The following is a 16,291-nucleotide window of genomic DNA, read 5'->3' as shown; positions in this document are numbered from 1 at the left end:
GCGGCGAACACCCGCGACACCCTGCACCCACGTCAACCTGCTGCTGACGATCGGCGTCCGCACCGAAGGGACCCTGACCTCGCGATGACACTCGCAGTCCGTTACGAACCCGCCACCTCCATCATCCGCCAGGTGTCAGCAGTGCTTGCGATGGCTTGCTCCGCAGCGCTGCTGACATCCCTCACGACGCCGACCCCGGCCTCGGCCGCGACCCAGGCGACGTACTACGTCGCCCCCAACGGCGACGACGCCAACGCCGGGACGATTACCGCACCGTTCAAGACCCTGCAGCACGCACGGGACGTCGTGCGCACGGTCAACAGCAACATGACCGGGGACATCAACGTCTATCTCCGCGGCGGCACCTACCCGGTGAGCAGCACCATCGACTTCACGTCGGCCGACTCCGGAACGAACGGCCACCGTGTCGTGTACGCCGCCTACCCGGGCGAGAAGCCGGTCCTGGACGGGGGCGTTCAGGTGACCGGCTGGAGACAGCAGAGCGGGAACATCTGGAAGGCCCCGCTGAACCGCGACGACAAGCTCCGCGCGCTCTACGTCAACGGTAAGCGCGCCGAGATGGCCTCGAAGACGATCAACTCGGCCGGCTGCTACGGGACCTACACCGTCGCGGCCGGCCAGGCTCCCTGGGCCTGGGAGTCGGGTTCGCAGTGCGACGGGGCCAAGTACAGCCTCTCCGACCTGCCGGCCATCGCGTCCAACCAGGACGACGTCGAGATCGAGTCGGCGACGACCTGGACCACGGCCATCGTGGGCGTCCGCCAGATCACCACCAGCTCGGACGGCGCCAACCGCGTCGCCCTGTTCCAGCAGCCGGGTGCGGCCATCGCCCAGGCACCGCCGTACGGCCCGTTCAAAGCCGGCGGCAGTCATACGTTCATGAACGCCTACGAGTTCCTTGACCAGCCGGGCGAGTTCTACTTCGACAAGACGAAGCACACGCTGTACTACTACAAGTCCGGCTCCGAGGACATGACCACGGCGAAGGTCTTCGCGCCGAACAACGTGTCCACCCTCATCAGGATCGCGGGCACGTCCACGACCGACCACGCCCGGAACATCACGTTCTCCGGGCTCACGGTCGAGCACTCCGACTGGAACCTGGTCAATGTCGCGGGATCCGTCTTCCGGCAAGGCCAGCAGGGCAACGCCGGCTCGACCGTGTACGCGAGGCAGAACTTCCACGCCTACAGCTACCGCAACGTCGACCTGCCGCCGGGGATCATCCAGATCGAGAACGCCGACGGGATCACCCTGCAGCGCAACACGGTGCAGCACACCGGCGCCGACGGGATCACCCTGGCCAACGACGTGACGGACTCGCAGCTGACCGGCAATTTCACGAATGACATCGCCGGTTCCGCCCTCACCGTGGGACACCCCCAGCACGTGTACATAGGGGACTACACCTCGACCAACCACGAGAAGTACCCCGTGAACGTCGAGGGCGTCTGCAAGAACATCACCGTCACGGACAACTACCTCTACGACAGCGCGGTCCTGTTCCAGGGGTCCAGTCCCGTGTCGGCGTACTTCGCCGACACCCTGGACCTGGAGCACAACCGGATCGAGAAGTCCCCCTGGGCGGGCATCACGCTCGGCTGGGGATGGTGGAACTTCGACGGTTCGTCGGGCTCCATCAATCCCGGGAACCCGACCACCACGGCGAAGAACAACACCGTCAAGTACAACGAGCTCGTCGACACGATGCAGGTGCTCGGCGACTCAGCTCCCATCTACACGCTGGGCAGCCAGCCTGGAACCGAGATCAGCAACAACTACATCCAGGGCGTTCCGGCCGGCCACAAGTACGGGATGCACCCCGACGAAGGCTCCGCCTACATCAACTACCACGACAACGTGCTTGAGGTCGACCCGAACGTGGCCTACACCATCAACTCCGGCACCTGGGGCCGGCAGCACGACCTGAGCATCACCAACACCTACGGCACCGTCAACAAGATCTTCAGCAAGAGCGTCCCGAACAGCACCATCCAGGACGTGCGCGCGTACGCGGACAACGTGTGGCCGTCACAGGCTTACGACATCGCCGTGAAGTCCGGTCTGGAGGCCGCCTACAAGGACCTCGTCCCCGAGAGCAACCTGGGCCTGCAGGACTACGCCCTGCCCGCGAGCACGTTCACCGGCAAGGGCGTGTCGTCCATCCCCGTCCGCACCATCGGTGACGCGACCAGGACGCTCTGGTTGGCTCCCTCCGGTACGACGACGTTCGCCGTCGGCCCCACCATGACGAAGGCAGCCGGAACCGCGACGACCATCAACGTCCCGCAGACAGTCGGCGACTACCGCCTCTACGTCGTGGACGCCCAGGGGAACGCATCCCCCGCGTCGAAGTCGCTCGTACGGCAGCGATGGGCCTACCTCGACGACAAGGACTCCACTCTCACCTACTCCTCCGGCTGGTCGAACTGGAACGACTCCCGCGACTTCAACGGGTCCGAGAAGTTCACGAACAGGGCGGGCGACTACGTCCAGTACGCGTTCACCGGCTCGGGCGTTCGGTATCTCGGCATGAAGCAGCCGAACATGGGGAAGGTCGACGTCTACATCGACGGCGCCCTGGCTCAGGCGGGCATCGACGCCTATGCCTCGACGGTGACGAAGCAGGTGCCGCTGTTCGAGAAGACGGATCTCGCCGCGGGCCCCCACACAATCAAGGTCGTGTGCGCCGGAACGAAGAACACGGCCTCGTCCAACACCGTCTGCGCGCTGGACGCGTTCGCCTCCGTCCCCTTCCCCGCCAAGAACGCGTACTACAAGATCCTCAACAAGAACAGCGGCAAGGCGACCGACGTCTCGGGTGGATCGGCCTCCGCCGGGGCGAACGTCCTCCAGTGGAACGACACCGGAGCGCAGAACCAGCGCTGGCGGTGGGTCGCTGTCGGTGACGGCAGCTACGAGATCGTCAACCAGAACAGCGGTCAGCTGCTGGACGTCACCAGCGGGTCCACCACGGACGGCGCGGCCATCGTCCAGCAGCCCGACAACAACGGTGCGAGCCAGCACTGGACACTGATCGCCAGTGGGAACGGCTACTACAAGATCAAGAATGTGAACAGCGGCAAGCTGCTCTCGGTGTCCGGCTCCTCGACCGCAGCAGGCGCTCAGCTCGTTCAGACGACGGACACGAACGCCGACAGCCAGCTGTGGCAGGCGGTGAACGTGGACTGACCCCCTCCGCGTCACGGGTCGCACACCCCACTCACCCGCCTCGGTGTGCTGCTGGGGCGGACCAAGGGGGGCGAAGTACCTGAGGGACGGTGCCGGCGGAATGCGAGCCGGCATCCTCCCCGTGAACCTCTGCCACCGCGTACTCGCGTCAGAGGTGGGAGCGACCGGCACGATCAGCCGTTTCGCCTCGGTAACGGCCTCGTAGAAGATCGAACCAGGCCGAGGTGGTCTTGCCGGTGCTGCCCCTGAGCATGCCAACGACGATCACGAAGGCGTCCCAAGGACCTGCCGTCTGCGGCGGTCGACGAGAACAGTGGTCCGGGGCTCTGCCTTGTCCGACCCATCCCGCCCCCGAGAGATGCGTCAGCGGACCGGGCACACAGGTCACGAACGAGCAACGGTCCCCGGCTACCACTGAGACACTTGCCCGCTCAGTCCGTAGCCGATCAAGCTGGTGCCTCACCAGGACGTTGGTGAGACAGGAGAGGCGCTGAGACATGCCAGCTGTTCATAACCTGCGGCGTGCGGCCCTCGCCCTCGCCGAACTGGGCTTCCGGGTCAAGGAGATGCTGGGCGGCTTCGAGTACTGGGTGCGTGAGGGCTTCGCGTACGAGACCTGGCAGGGCCCCGGGCAGCGCGCCGCCGACCCTCTGACGGCACCTGTCCAGGACGCGGACTGCGGCTGCTGACCGACCGCCCGCCGCACTCCGGGGCGTGGGAAAACCGGGTGCGTGCGGCGCCCGCCGTCCGCATCATGGCGACCGTGCCCCGACTCCCGCAGCCCACGCCCGAAGAGCTCCGACGCGATCCGCTGCCCCTGCGCGGCCGCACCGCCCTCGTCACCGGCGCGAGCCGGCGCGCCGGCATCGGGTACGCGGTGGCCCGGCGGCTGGCCGCGTACGGCGCCGGCGTCTATCTGCACCACCATGTGCCGCACGACGCGGACATGCCCTGGGGCGCCGACCGGGTCGAGGAGGTGGTCGCCGGAGTACGCGCGGCCCTCGGCGACCCGGGCGCGCCCGTGGCGGACGGCCCCGCGGACCTGTCCGACCCGGCGGCTCCCGCCGAGCTGATCACGCGGGCCGCCGAGGCGCTGGGCGGACGCATCGACATCCTCGTCGCCAACCACGCGCTCAGCGGCAGCGACGGCACCCTCGACACCATCGACGCCGCCATGCTGGACGCGCACTGGGCCGTGGACACCCGCTCGGTGCTCCTCCTGGTGCAGGCGTACGCCCGGCTGCGCTCCGGGCTGCCGTCGGGTACCCCGGGCGGACGGGTGGTGATGATGACCTCGGGGCAGGACCTCGGGGACGGCATGCCGGGCGAGGTCGCGTACGCGCTCCAGAAGGGCGCCCTCGCCTCGATCACGCGCTCGCTGTCCACGGCCCTCGCCGAGCACGCCGTCACCGTCAACACGGTCAACCCCGGCCCCGTCGACACCGATTACCTGACCGGTGACGCCTACGAGGCCGTCGCCGTGCGGTTCCCTGCCGGGCGCTGGGGCATGCCCGACGATCCGGCCCGGCTCATCGCCTGGCTCGCCACGGACGAGGCGGCCTGGATCACCGGTCAGGTCATCGGGTCGGAGGGTGGCTTCCGCCGCTGACGGCCGGACCCGGCGGAGATCCGGCCGTCCAGGCGCGATCAGAGGCGGGACAGTTCGTCCACCAGGTCGTCCAGGCCCAGTGAGCCCTGCGAGAGCGCCGCCATGTGCCAGGCCTTCGCGTCGAACGCGTCGCCGTGGCGCTCCCGGGCCTTCTCGCGGCCCAGCAGCCAGGCCCGCTCGCCCAGCTTGTAGCCGATCGCCTGGCCCGGCATCGACAGGTAGCGGATCAGCTCGCTCTCCACGAAGTCCGCGGGACGGCTGCTGTGGGAGCCGAAGAACTCGTGCGCCAGCTCCGGCGTCCAGCGCTCGCCCGGGTGGAACGGCGAGTCCGACGGGATCCGAAGCTCCAGGTGCATGCCGATGTCGACGATGACCCGCAGCGCCCGCATCATCTGGGCGTCCAGGTACCCGAGGCGCCGCTCCGGGTCGGTGAGGAAGCCGAGTTCGTCCATCAGGCGCTCGGCGTACAGCGCCCAGCCCTCCGCGTTGGCGCTGACGATGCCCACCGTCGCCTGGTAGCGGGAGAGGTCGTCGGCCACGTGCGCCCACTGTGCGAGCTGGAGGTGGTGGCCGGGGACGCCCTCGTGGTACCAGGTCGAGACGAGGTCGTAGACCGGGAAGCGGTTCTGCCCCATCGTCGGCAGCCAGGTGCGGCCCGGGCGGGAGAAGTCCGCGGAGGGAGCCGTGTAGTAGGGCGCCGCGGCGCTGCCGGGCGGCGCGATGCACGACTCGACCTTCCGCACCCGCTCGGCGAGTTCGAAGTGCGTGCCGTCCAATGCGTCGATCGCCTCGTCCATCAGCCCCTGCAACCAGGCCCGGACCTCCTCGACGCCCTCGATGTGAGTGCCGTGCTCGTCCAGATGAGCGAGCGCCACCCATGGGGTCGCGGCGCCGGGCAGGACCTTCTCGGCCTCCTTCTTCATCTCGCCGAGGAGGCGGTGGTACTCCGACCAGCCGTACGCGTACGCCTCGTCGAGGTCCAGGTCCGTCCCGTTGAAGTAGCGGGCGAAACGGGCGTAACGCTCACGGCCGACCGTGTCCGGCGCACCCTCGATCGTCGGCGCGTACACGTCGCGCATCCAGTCCCGCAGCTCCGTGACGGCAGCGGTCGCCGCGCGGGCGGCCTCGTCCAGCTCCGCACGCAGCGCGTCGGGGCCCTGCGAGGCGAAGACCTCGAACCAGCCGCGGCCCTGGCCGTCCGTGTCCGACCAGTCGGTGAGCTGCTCGATGAAGGTCGCGGTCGGGCGCGGACCGGCATGGAGCTTGCGCTCCAGGCCGAGGGCCAGGGACTCGCGGTAACCCCGCAGGGCGGCCGGCACGGCGCGCAGCCGCTCGGCGACCGCCGCCCAGTCCTCCTCCGTCGCCACGGGGGTGATGGTGAAGACGTTGCGCACGGAGTGCACCGGGGACGAGAGGTTGCTCACCGCCCTCAGGCCCTCGTCCGCGTCGTGCACGGCGAGCTCGGCGGTGAGCCGCTCGCGCAGCAGGCGCGCGCACCGGCGCTCGATGTCACTGTCCGCGCCCGGCCGGCGCTCCGCCTCGTCGAGCCGGGCGAGGGTCTCCCGCGCCAGCTCGGCGAGCGCCTCCTGGCCCGCGGGAGAGGTGTCGGGCAGCTTGCTCGAACTCTCCTTCACGCCGAGGTACGTGCCGGTGACCGGGTCGAGGGCGACGAGGTCGTCGACGTAGGCGTCGGCGACCTCCCGGGGCAGAGGGCTTGTGGTCGTGTCAGACATGCGGACAATCCTCATACGGCCGCGTGGCGCGCGTCACGTGGATTCCGCGCTCGGCTTACCTCTGGCCGCGGGTTTCGGCACGATTCACGCAGGGGTCTGACCCGGGGGCAGCAGCGGACCGCAGTCCCACTGCTGGAAGATCAACCGGGTCTCCACCCGCGCCACTTCCCGCCGTGCCGTGAACTCGTCGAGCACCAGTCGCTGAAGATCCGCCATGTCCGCGACCGCGACATGCACGAGGTAGTCGTCCGGGCCGGTGAGGTGGAAGACGGTACGGGACTCGGGCAGCGCCCGGATGCGCTCCACGAACGGACCGACCAGCTCCCGCCGGTGCGGTCTGACCTGCACCGACAGCAGCGCTTCCAGGCCGCGCCCCAGCTTCGCCGGGTCCAGCCGCAGCTGATGGCCGAGGATCACGCCCGAGCGGCGCAGCCGGGTCACCCGGTCCAGGCAGGTCGAGGGCGCGACCCCGACCTGAGCGGAGAGGTCCCGGTAGGTGGCCCGGGCGTCGTTCTGCAAAAGCCGCAGCAGATGCAGGTCCACCGGGTCCAGTACGACGGATTCGGCCATGCGCCGAACGTAACACGGGTTTCGCCGCCGTGAGCCCGGCCGGTGTTCAGTCTGCGGTCCATGGATTCCCGTACTCATGACACGCGGAACGGATTCCCCGCGGTCGGTCCGCCCGGGCGCCGGGCGCTCGCCACCGAGGCCGTGCACGCCGGGCGCGAGGACCTCGTCGCCCTGGGGCTGCACGCGCCGCCCCTGGACCTGTCCACCACCTACCCCTCCCCGGACAGCAGGGGCGAGGCCGCCCGCCTCGACGCCTTCGCGGCCGACGGCGCCGAGCTGGAGGGGCCGCCCGTCTACGCACGGCTCGGCAACCCGACCGTCGCCCGTTTCGAGACCGCGCTCGCCCGGCTCGAGGGCACCGAGAGCGCGGTCGCGTTCGCCAGCGGCATGGCCGCCCTGAGTGCCGTGCTGCTCGCCCGGGGCGCGCTCGGCCTGCGGCATGTCGTCGCCGTACGACCGCTGTACGGCTGCAGCGACCACCTCCTGACCGCCGGGCTGCTGGGCTCCGAGGTGACCTGGACCGACCCGGCCGGCATCGAGGAGGCGCTGCGCCCGGACACCGGCCTGGTCATGGTCGAGTCCCCGGCCAATCCGACGCTCGCGGAGGTCGACCTGCGGGCGGTCGCGCACGCGTGCGGCTCGATTCCCCTGCTGGTGGACAACACCTTCGCCACGCCCGTGCTGCAGCGGCCCGTCGAGCAGGGGGCGCGCCTGGTGCTGCACAGTGCCACCAAGTACCTCGGCGGGCACGGCGACGTGATGGGCGGGGTGGTGGCCTGCGACGAGGAACTGGCACGCCGGCTGCGGCAGGTGCGCTTCGCGACCGGTGGGGTGCTGCATCCGCTCGCCGGCTATCTGCTGCTCCGCGGCCTCGCGACGCTGCCGGTACGGGTACGGGCGGCGTCCGCCACCGCCGCCGAACTGGCCCGCCGCCTCGCGGCCGACCCGCGGATCGCGCGCGTCCACTACCCCCGCATCGGGGGCGCGATGGTCGCCTTCGAGGTGCACGGGGATCCGCACGCGGTGATCGCCGGGGTGCGTCTGATCACGCCCGCGGTGAGCCTCGGCAGCGTCGACACCCTCATCCAGCATCCGGCGTCCATCAGCCACCGCATCGTCGACGCCGAGGACCGCCGGGGCGCCGGGGTCAGTGACCGGTTGCTGCGGCTGTCGGTGGGCCTTGAGGACGTCGAGGACCTGTGGGCCGACCTGGAGCGGTCCCTGGGAGCGGAACACGTCGGAGGCGACCGGCGCCGCGAGGAGATGGCCGGCCGGTAGCGGGCCCGGTCCCGGCATGGGGAACGGCCCGGCGGAGTGCGCCGGGCCGTTCCCCGTCCGTCGTGCGCGGGCGCGCCGTCAGTCGCGCGTGCCCCTCGAGCCGGGCCGCTCGTACGCGTCGCCGTACGGCAGACGGGACGCAACCGGCGTCGCGTCCAGGCGGGCCGTGATGACGAGGGTGCCCTCCTCGATCTGGTAGTCGAGGGGCAGCCCGAGGCCGCGCATCGCGGCGACCATGCCCGTGTTGGACGCCTGCGTGACCGCGTAGACGTTCTCGCAGCCCGCCTCGACCGCCATCGACACCAGACGGCGGAGGAGTTCGCTGCCGATGCCGCGCCGCTGCCACTCGTCCTCGACGAGCAGCGCGACCTCCGTCTCGTCGCCGTCCCACAGCAGGTGCCCGAGGCCGACGATGCGGCCCGATCCGGTCTGCACGGCCAGGGTGCGGCCGAAGCGCGGGCTGAGCAGGTGGCCCAGATAGCGACCCGCGTCGTGGACCGGCCCGTGGTAGCGCATGCTCAGAGTGCGCGCCGAGCACCGGGCGTGCATCTCCTTCGCCGCCTTCAGGTCGGAGGTGTCCGCTCGCCGCACGGTGATCGCGTTGCCTTCCGGCAGCGTCAGCACGTCCTGGCTGCGCGGGATGCGCGGACCGAGCCGTGTGTCCAGATCCACCAGCGCGCGTGCCCGCGCGAACTCCGTCGGCGTGAACGGCAGATACGGCCGCTCCACCGTGACCACCCCGCCTTCCGGCGCCCGCAGCCGCATCACCGTGTCCTCCAGGGTGCCCTCGACGGGAGCCTCCTCCTGGGCCCGGCCGGAGCCGGGGGAGACGGCGGGCAGGGAGCGGATGGTGCACCGGCCGAGCAACTGCCGCAAGGCCAGGGGAAGTTCGGCCGCGTCCAGCGCGGTGCGCGCGGCGAGTCCGAGTACCCGGGTCGGGACGTCCACCAGGTCGTGTGCGTCGGCCCGCTCGATCCAGGTCTCGTCGCCGCCGGCCTGCGACACGGCCCGGGTGACCTCGCCGGCCTCCACGACGGCGGGCGCCCGCAGCAGGAACTCGTCGACCGTGCCGTGCGCCAGCGGGTGTGTCTGCAGGCTGAGGATGTCGATGCGCAGCCTCGCCAGCGCCGTGCACAGCGCGGCCAGCGAGCCCGGCTCGTCCTTCACCGTCGTCCGCATCCGCCACAGCGTGCTGGCCCCGTCGGCCGCGTCGGTCCCGGACGGCCCGGCCTGCTCCGCCTCGGGGAACGGCCGGGCGCCGGTATCGACCGAGGGCGGCGCATGGCCGTGGCGGCGTGACCACCATGCGTGGAACGCGGCCGTCGCCACCAGCGCCACCGCCGAGATCACGAGGAGGGCGGGGCCGTCGGGCCCGTGCCCGACCAGGTTGGCCGTCACGTCCGCCACCGCGACCGCCGTGAACAGGGCAGCGAGTTCCACGAGGTCGCGTCGCCAGTGGTGCACCGGGCGGCCGTTCTTCGCGCGCCTCACATCAGACATGTCTGGAGTCATGCAAGTACTGTGCAGGAAGGGTGTTGCGTGATCACGAACGCTTTGTGACTGATCGGTTAAGTATAGATCTGTCCCTTTTATTGCTTCTTGTACGAGATGCGTAGGCGGCGGCGACCACGATGCCGCGCACCGGGGGATGACGCCGGTGCGCGGCGCGGTGAGTGAGGGTAGCCGAAGCGGCGGGCCCGTTACTGGCCCACGCGACCCGGCTGCAGCACCTGGGTGAACAGAACAGTACCGTCCTGCTCCCGCAGACGGACCGTCAACTCACCGCTGTCGCCGTCGATGTCCACCTCACCGAAGAACTGGTAACCGCCGGCGGGGGAGACGTTCGAGGCGGTCGGCGCCTTCACGAACACCCGCTCCGGGCCGAACGTGCCGTCGAGCGCGCTCGCCGGGAACGCGCCGGCGTTGAGCGGGCCCGAGACGAACTCCCAGAACGGCTCGAAGTCGGTGAAGGCCGCCCGCGAGGGGTGGTAGTGCTGGGCCGAGGTGTGGTGCACATCGGCCGTCAGCCACAGCGTGCCCGTGATCCTCCGGTGCTTGATGAACCGCAGCAGCTCCGCGATCTGCAGCTCCCGCCCGAGCGGGGCGCCCGGGTCGCCCTGCGCCACGGCCTCGAAGTCGGGCTTGTTCTCCATGGGGTCCGGGACGACCAGGCCGAGCGGCATGTCGGCGGCGATCACCTTCCAGACCGCGCGGGATGCGGCCAACTCGCGCTTGAGCCACTCCAACTGCTCGGCACCGAGGATGCCCTGCGGGTCGACCGTCTGGTTGTCGGGCGAGTTGGCGTTGCGGTAGGTGCGCATGTCCAGCACGAACACGTCCAGCAGGGGACCGTGCCGCATGACCCGGTACACCCGGCCGTTCTTGTCGCCCGGCTGCAGCGTGGAGATCGGGAAGTACTCGCTGAACGCGCGCCGGGCGCGGGCGGCGAGCACGTCGACGCTCTTCTCGGTGTAGCGGGTGTCGGAGGAGGCGATCACCTCGCCCGGGTACCAGTTGTTGCGCACCTCGTGGTCGTCCCACTGGATGATCGACGGCACCTGGGCGTTGAACCGCTTGAGGTTCTCGTCGAGCAGGTTGTAGCGGAAGTTGCCGCGGTACTCGGCCAGGGTCTCGGCGACCTTGGACTTCTCCTCGGTGGTGATGTTCCGCCAGGTGCTGCCGTCGGGCAGGGTCTGGGTGGCCGAGATGGGACCGTCGGCGTAGATGTTGTCACCGCTGCACAGGAAGAAGTCCGGGTCCAGCTTCGCCATCGCGTCGTAGATCCGGTAACCGCCGAGGTCCGGGTTGATGCCCCAGCCCTGCCCGGCCAGGTCGCCCGACCACAGGAATCGCACCCCGCGGCGCCGCTGGAGAGGCGTCGTACGGAAGGTGCCGGTCACCGGCTCGCCGGTGCGGCGCGGGTCGTCCGGGTCGGCCAGCAGCACCCGGTAGTGGATCTGCTCGCCGGCGGGCAGCCCGTGCAGCCGCGTGGTGCCGGTGAAGTCGGTGTCCGGGCCCAGCAGCGGCCCCTGCCATCTGCGCGGGTCGCGGAACGACTCGGTCGCGGCGGTCTCGACGATCATCCGGGCCGGGCGGTCCGAGCGCACCCAGACCAGACCGGAGTGGGCGGTCACGTCGCCGGCCTGGACGCCCCATCCCGCCTTCGGGCGTCCCGACAGTGAGAACGCCGGCGCCGCGCCGAGCGCGGTGGGCAGGGTCAGGGCCGCCGAAGCGGCCAGGGAGCCGCGCAGCACGCTGCGGCGGCCGGGGAAGGGACGGTGTGACATGGGATGCGCCTCCAGGGACGTATTCCGGCCGATGGGCACCGCAACACCTACTGGTCCGCCGCGGCGCGCACGGAAACCGCAAGTGAACAACGGACTCCGGCCGCACGGTGAAGGACACGCGTCCCGCGCGCGTGGCGTCCCCCATCGCCGTACGCCCTCCCGGACATGGAGGCATGTACCGGGGCGTGTGCGCGCAACCAGCGCCAGTCGTACGCCGTCGCCGGCCGCCGTCCCGTACGCGGACGACGGACGCAGCGCCGAACCGGCTTCGGCCGCCCGCGCCAAGGACCGCCCGGCCGGGTCAGCGGCTGCCGTCCAGGATGACCCGGGCGACCAGCGCGGGGTCGTCGTTCATCGGGACGTGCCCGCAGCCGGGCAGCCGCACCAGCCGGGCCCCGGGGATGATCCGCTTGGCGCGAACGCCCTGACGGTACAGCAGCAGCCGGTCCCTGGTGCCCCATGCCACGGTGACCGGCAGCCCGGGCACGTCCTCGGTGAACTGGACGGACGTGCCCGCCCGGAGGGTCTCGGCGAACCCCTCTGCGCGGGCCAGCGCCAGGGTCTCGGCGACGACGGCCTCGGGTGAACGGCGCCCGGGACGGGCGTAGATGGTGCTCGTCAGGACCGTCCGTCCGGCCGCCGTGCGGGACAGCCGTTCCACCACCGGCAGCGGCGTGTTCCGCGCGGCCTGTCGCATCGCGGAAAGGACCGTGAACGCGTACCGGCGCTCGACGGGGGTCCAGAAACCGGCGGGCGCGAGGGCGGTGACGGACCGTACGAGCTTCTCGCGGCCCAGCTCCAGGGCAAGGAGTCCGCCGAGGGAGTTGCCCGCCACGTGCGGACGCTCGATCCCCAGCGCCTCGCACAGCGAGCCGAGCGCCGGCACCACGGTCGACAGGTCGTAGGCCAGCCCCTCCGGCAGGGCCGGGGACGCGCCGAAGCCGGGGAGGTCGACAGCGATCACGTCCCGCTCGGTCGCCAGGATGTCCACGACCGGGTCCCAGGCCTGCCGGTGGTGGCCGATGCCGTGCAGCAGCAGGAGCGGTTCGCCCGCGCCCACGCGCGCGTAGGAGACGGTCACGGTCCGTGGGCCGTGCGGGGAGGGGACGCTGAAGGAGACCGTGGCCGGCATGGTGCTGCTCCTCGTCTGGGGGCACGGACGATGTGGTAGACAGCTTGTCAGCAATTACTACCCGCGGGTAGCCCCTGGGTCGAGGCCGTTCGGCCGCAGGCGGTCCGCCGGCCATTGTGCTGCGTCAACCGCCTTGTCTCCTGGACATGGTGGGAGCGTGTCGGATGGGATGGGGCGGTGACGACCGACACCACGACCGAGGCCTTCGAACAGCACCGCCCCGTCCTGATGGGAGTGGCCTACCGCATGCTCGGCCGGGTGGCCGACGCCGAGGACGTCGTCCAGGAGGCCTGGCTGCGCTGGTCCCGCGCCGACCGCGACGCGGTGCGCGAACCGCGCGCCTACCTCGTCCGCGTCACCACCCGGCTGGCCGTCGACCGGCTGCGTCAGGCGCAGGCCCGCAAGGAGGCCTACGTCGGGCCCTGGCTGCCCGAGCCCTACGTCACCGACTTCGGCGACACGGCGCCGGACGCGGCGGACCGGGCCGTGCTCGCCGACTCCGTCTCGCTCGCCGTCCTCGTCGTCCTGGAGTCCCTGTCGCCCCTGGAGCGCGCGGTGTTCGTGCTCAGGGAGGCCTTCGGATTCCCGTTCGGGGAGATCGCCGCCACCCTCGACCGCAGTGAGGCCGCGGTGCGCCAACTCGCCGCACGCGCCCGCAAGCACGTCGACGAACGTCGGCCGCGCTACGACGTCGACCCCGCCGAACGCCGCGACCTGACCGAGCGTTTCCTCGCCGCCGCCGTCGAGGGCGACCTCAAGGGGCTGATGGAACTGCTCGCCCCGGACGCACGGCTGATCGGCGACAGCGGCGGCCGCGCCAAGGCACCGCTGCGCGTCCTGCGGAGCGCGGACAAGGTCGGCCGGTTCCTCGCCGCCGTGGCCGGGCAGCCTCCGGCGGACATGTCGCTGCGATTCCTGGAGCTCAACGGCGGTCCCGCCCTGCTCGTCCTGTCCGGCGGCAAGCCCGACACCGTGTTCCAGGTGGACGTGGTGGACGGGCGCGTCCAGTGCGTCTACGCCATCCGCAACCCGGACAAGTTGGGCTCCCTGCCGGTGGACCGGCTGCCGGAAGAGTGATCGGGGACCTCCGTACGACGACGTCCGCGAAGTCCTCGTGGCGCCACGTCCGCGAAGTCTCCGTACCACCACGCCCGTGAACGGAGGCTTCATCGACATGTCGTACGCGTCGCCCACCGCGAACGCGCTGTGAACGCTTCATGACAGATCGCACAGGAACCGCGCAGTCGGTCGAGGATTGGTCTTGACCAAGGGTGGGGGCCGCCCTATGGTCGCAGAGAAGTGCAACAACCTTTAAAAAACAAGGGCGCTTAAAGCCGCCGGGCCACGGCGATCGCGGAGGACAGGGTGGGGACCACGCAGCTGGAATCGGTGCCGGAGCCCAAGTACTGGCATCTCAAGACCGTGCTCACCGAAGCACTCGACTCCGAGTTCTCCGTGGGCGAGATCCTGCCCAACGAACGCGACCTCGCCGCCAGGTTCGGCGTCGCCCGCGCCACGCTCCGCCAGGCGCTGGAGCAGCTCGAGCTGGAGGGCCGTCTGCAGCGCCGCCGCGGGGTCGGCACCACCGTCGCTCCGCCGCGCGTCGGGGTGGCCGTGGGCGCCGAGGGGCACACCTGGCCGGGGGCGGCCGGCGACGACTGGCAGCCCACCGACTGCACGGACGTGGTCCCGCCCGCCGCGGTGGCCGACCTCCTGGAGACCGACCAGGGCGAGCAGGTGCACACGGTACGCCGCTCCCGCGTGTCGCAGGGCCGGCCCGTGGCCGCCGAGCTGCTCCACATCCCGCACTCCTCGGTGCCCGACCTCTCGGCGATCGACGCCCCCTCCGGTGCGGCACGCGCGCGTGCCGTGCTGCGCGAGCTGCAGCACCTGGTGCTGGAGGGCCGGGACCAGGCGGTCGAGCTGGGCTCGGTCAGCGCCGAGGACGCCAAGGAACTGGACCGGCTGCCCGGTGCGCCCGTCCTCGTCGTCACCACCCGCTTCCACTCCGGTGGACGCACCGCGGCCGTCTCCGTCGCGACCTACCGCGCCGACACCTGCCGCCTGACCTTCGGCGGCGACATCGAGATCCACCACGGACCGGAGCGCCGCGCCTCCTGACCGCGCCGCCGCACCCGGCAACCGGCACCGAAAGCCGCGCCCGTCGCGCCCGGCAGCCACCGTCGAAGTGTGCGCCCGTCGCGCCCGGCAGCCACCATCGAAGTGCGCACCCGTCGCGCCCCGGTCACCCGGGGCGCGACGCCGTTCGGACACCTACGGGTTGTGGGCGGGAATTCAGCGCCGCGCCGTGACCGTCCCCTCCACGGCGAACAGCTGCTCCTCCACGTGGTCCAGCGCGAGCCGCAGCGCGCCCGTCGCCACCGCCGCCTCGCCCAGCCGCGACAGGGCCACCCTCGGGGGACGCAGGCAGTAGCGGGCCAGCTCGTGGCGCAGCGGGTCCAGGACGCCGTCCAGGCCCACCGCCCAGCCGCCGATCACGACCAGTTCGGGGTCGAGTGCCAGGACGAGGGCCGCGACGTCGTGCACCAGCCGTTGCAGGAAACGGTCCACGGCGGCGCGGGCCCGCTGGTCTCCCTCACGGGCCAGCGCGAACACATCGGCCACCTGCTGCTCGTCCAGCGGCTGCAGCGGCTCGTCCGTGGTCGACAACAACGTCTCGGGCTTCGCCTCGCGGCCCAGCAGATGCAGCGCGCCGATCTCCCCGGCCGCCCCGCCGTAGCCGCGGTGCAGCCGTCCGCCGATCAGCGCACCGGCGCCCGGGCTCAGCCCGGCCAGCACGAACACCACGTCGTCGGACTCGGTGGCGGCGCCCTTCCAATGCTCCGCGACGGCCGCCGCGTTGGCGTCGTTCTCCACGAGGACCGGGCACTTGAAGGAGCGGCTGAGCCGTTCGCCCAGCCGCAGACCGGTCCATTCGGGAAGGGCCGTGCCCAGGCGCACGGTGCCGTCCGCCTCCACGATCCCGGGGGTGGCCACACCCACCGCGCGCAGCGAACCACGGGACACGCCCGACCGGCGCAGCAGCTCGGCGACCGTGCTCCGCAGCCGCTCCAGGCGCTCGTCGGCCGACGCGGACTCGTCGACCTCTTTGGAGAGGCTGCCGAGCTCACGGCCGTCGAGATCGGCGAGGAGCGCGGTCACCCGGTGCGCGCCGACGTCCAGCCCCAGCAGATGGCCCGCCTCCGCCCGGAACCGGAACCTGCGCGCGGGCCGCCCCTGCCGCCGGGCCGCGCCCTCCTCGGCCGCCGCCTCCACCACGAGCCCGGCCTCGATCAGCCCCTCGACGACGCCCTCGACCGTGGGCCGGGACAGTCCGGTCACCCGGGTGATCTCGGTGAGCGTCGCGCAGTCCGTCGCGCGCAGCGCGTGCAGTACCACGGCGGAGTTGATCCGTCGCAGCAGAGAGGGGTCCCCGCCGGTCAGCCCCACCGTCGTCCTCCCAGGTCGT

11 protein-coding genes and 1 pseudogene are annotated in these 16,291 nt (G+C 71.2%); 6 read left to right on the top strand and 6 right to left on the bottom strand.

The annotated features are described in order from the left end of the window. Window positions 1-132 precede the first annotated feature (132 nt). The 3 genes and pseudogenes from SY2F82_RS29160 (at window position 133) to SY2F82_RS29150 (ending at window position 4,822) form a co-directional block, all read left to right on the top strand. A complete protein-coding gene (locus SY2F82_RS29160) occupies window positions 133-3,213 on the top strand; it encodes an RICIN domain-containing protein (RefSeq protein WP_236041852.1) in 3,081 nt (1,026 codons plus the stop codon). A 518-nt stretch (window positions 3,214-3,731) separates the two neighbouring features. Beyond that, a pseudogene (locus tag SY2F82_RS29155) lies at window positions 3,732-3,902 on the top strand (rhodanese-like domain-containing protein); the annotation flags it as partial. 74 nt (window positions 3,903-3,976) lie between these two features. Continuing rightward, complete coding sequence (locus SY2F82_RS29150; RefSeq protein WP_200422132.1) at window positions 3,977-4,822, top strand: SDR family oxidoreductase; 846 nt, start codon at window positions 3,977-3,979, stop codon at window positions 4,820-4,822. Between the two features lie 38 nt (window positions 4,823-4,860). Here SY2F82_RS29150 and SY2F82_RS29145 read toward each other — a convergent pair whose 3' ends face one another. Both SY2F82_RS29145 and SY2F82_RS29140 read right to left on the bottom strand, forming a co-directional pair. Continuing rightward, window positions 4,861-6,555 (bottom strand): DUF885 domain-containing protein, encoded by a 1,695-nt coding sequence (locus SY2F82_RS29145; protein WP_200422131.1) that lies wholly within the window; start codon window positions 6,553-6,555, stop codon window positions 4,861-4,863. 84 nt (window positions 6,556-6,639) lie between these two features. Beyond that, entirely contained in the window at window positions 6,640-7,125 is a 486-nt protein-coding gene (locus SY2F82_RS29140) for an Lrp/AsnC family transcriptional regulator (protein ID WP_200422130.1), read from the bottom strand. 60 nt (window positions 7,126-7,185) lie between these two features. Between SY2F82_RS29140 and SY2F82_RS29135 the strand changes: the two genes are divergently transcribed. Next, on the top strand, window positions 7,186-8,403 hold the full coding sequence (locus SY2F82_RS29135; protein ID WP_200422129.1) for a PLP-dependent aspartate aminotransferase family protein: 1,218 nt from the start codon (window positions 7,186-7,188) through the stop codon (window positions 8,401-8,403). A 78-nt stretch (window positions 8,404-8,481) separates the two neighbouring features. Here SY2F82_RS29135 and SY2F82_RS29130 read toward each other — a convergent pair whose 3' ends face one another. The 3 genes from SY2F82_RS29130 to SY2F82_RS29120 all read right to left on the bottom strand — a co-directional run bounded on the left by SY2F82_RS29130 (window position 8,482) and on the right by SY2F82_RS29120 (window position 12,822). Continuing rightward, window positions 8,482-9,903, bottom strand: coding sequence for a GNAT family N-acetyltransferase (locus SY2F82_RS29130; protein WP_236041851.1), 1,422 nt, complete (start codon window positions 9,901-9,903; stop codon window positions 8,482-8,484). A gap of 200 nt (window positions 9,904-10,103) precedes the next feature. Further along, entirely contained in the window at window positions 10,104-11,690 is a 1,587-nt protein-coding gene (locus SY2F82_RS29125) for an alkaline phosphatase (RefSeq protein WP_200422127.1), read from the bottom strand. Between the two features lie 301 nt (window positions 11,691-11,991). Then, entirely contained in the window at window positions 11,992-12,822 is an 831-nt protein-coding gene (locus SY2F82_RS29120; RefSeq protein ID WP_200422126.1) for an alpha/beta fold hydrolase, read from the bottom strand. Window positions 12,823-12,999: 177 nt separating this feature from the next. On the opposite strand from SY2F82_RS29120, the gene SY2F82_RS29115 reads away from it, so the two are divergent. Beyond that, window positions 13,000-13,899: an RNA polymerase sigma-70 factor gene (locus SY2F82_RS29115; protein WP_200422125.1), complete on the top strand. Its 900-nt coding sequence runs from the start codon at window positions 13,000-13,002 to the stop codon at window positions 13,897-13,899. Window positions 13,900-14,187: 288 nt separating this feature from the next. Continuing rightward, on the top strand, window positions 14,188-14,943 hold the full coding sequence (locus SY2F82_RS29110; RefSeq protein WP_200422124.1) for a GntR family transcriptional regulator: 756 nt from the start codon (window positions 14,188-14,190) through the stop codon (window positions 14,941-14,943). A gap of 174 nt (window positions 14,944-15,117) precedes the next feature. Here the strand turns inward: SY2F82_RS29110 and SY2F82_RS29105 are convergent, their stop codons facing one another. After that, complete coding sequence (locus SY2F82_RS29105) at window positions 15,118-16,272, bottom strand: ROK family transcriptional regulator (protein ID WP_200422123.1); 1,155 nt, start codon at window positions 16,270-16,272, stop codon at window positions 15,118-15,120. Window positions 16,273-16,291 lie beyond the last annotated feature (19 nt).

Source organism: Streptomyces sp. Y2F8-2 (assembly GCF_014905555.1).
Classification (GTDB): Bacteria; Actinomycetota; Actinomycetes; order Streptomycetales; family Streptomycetaceae; genus Streptomyces; species Streptomyces cynarae.
This window is presented reverse-complemented; position numbering and strand designations above follow the sequence as displayed.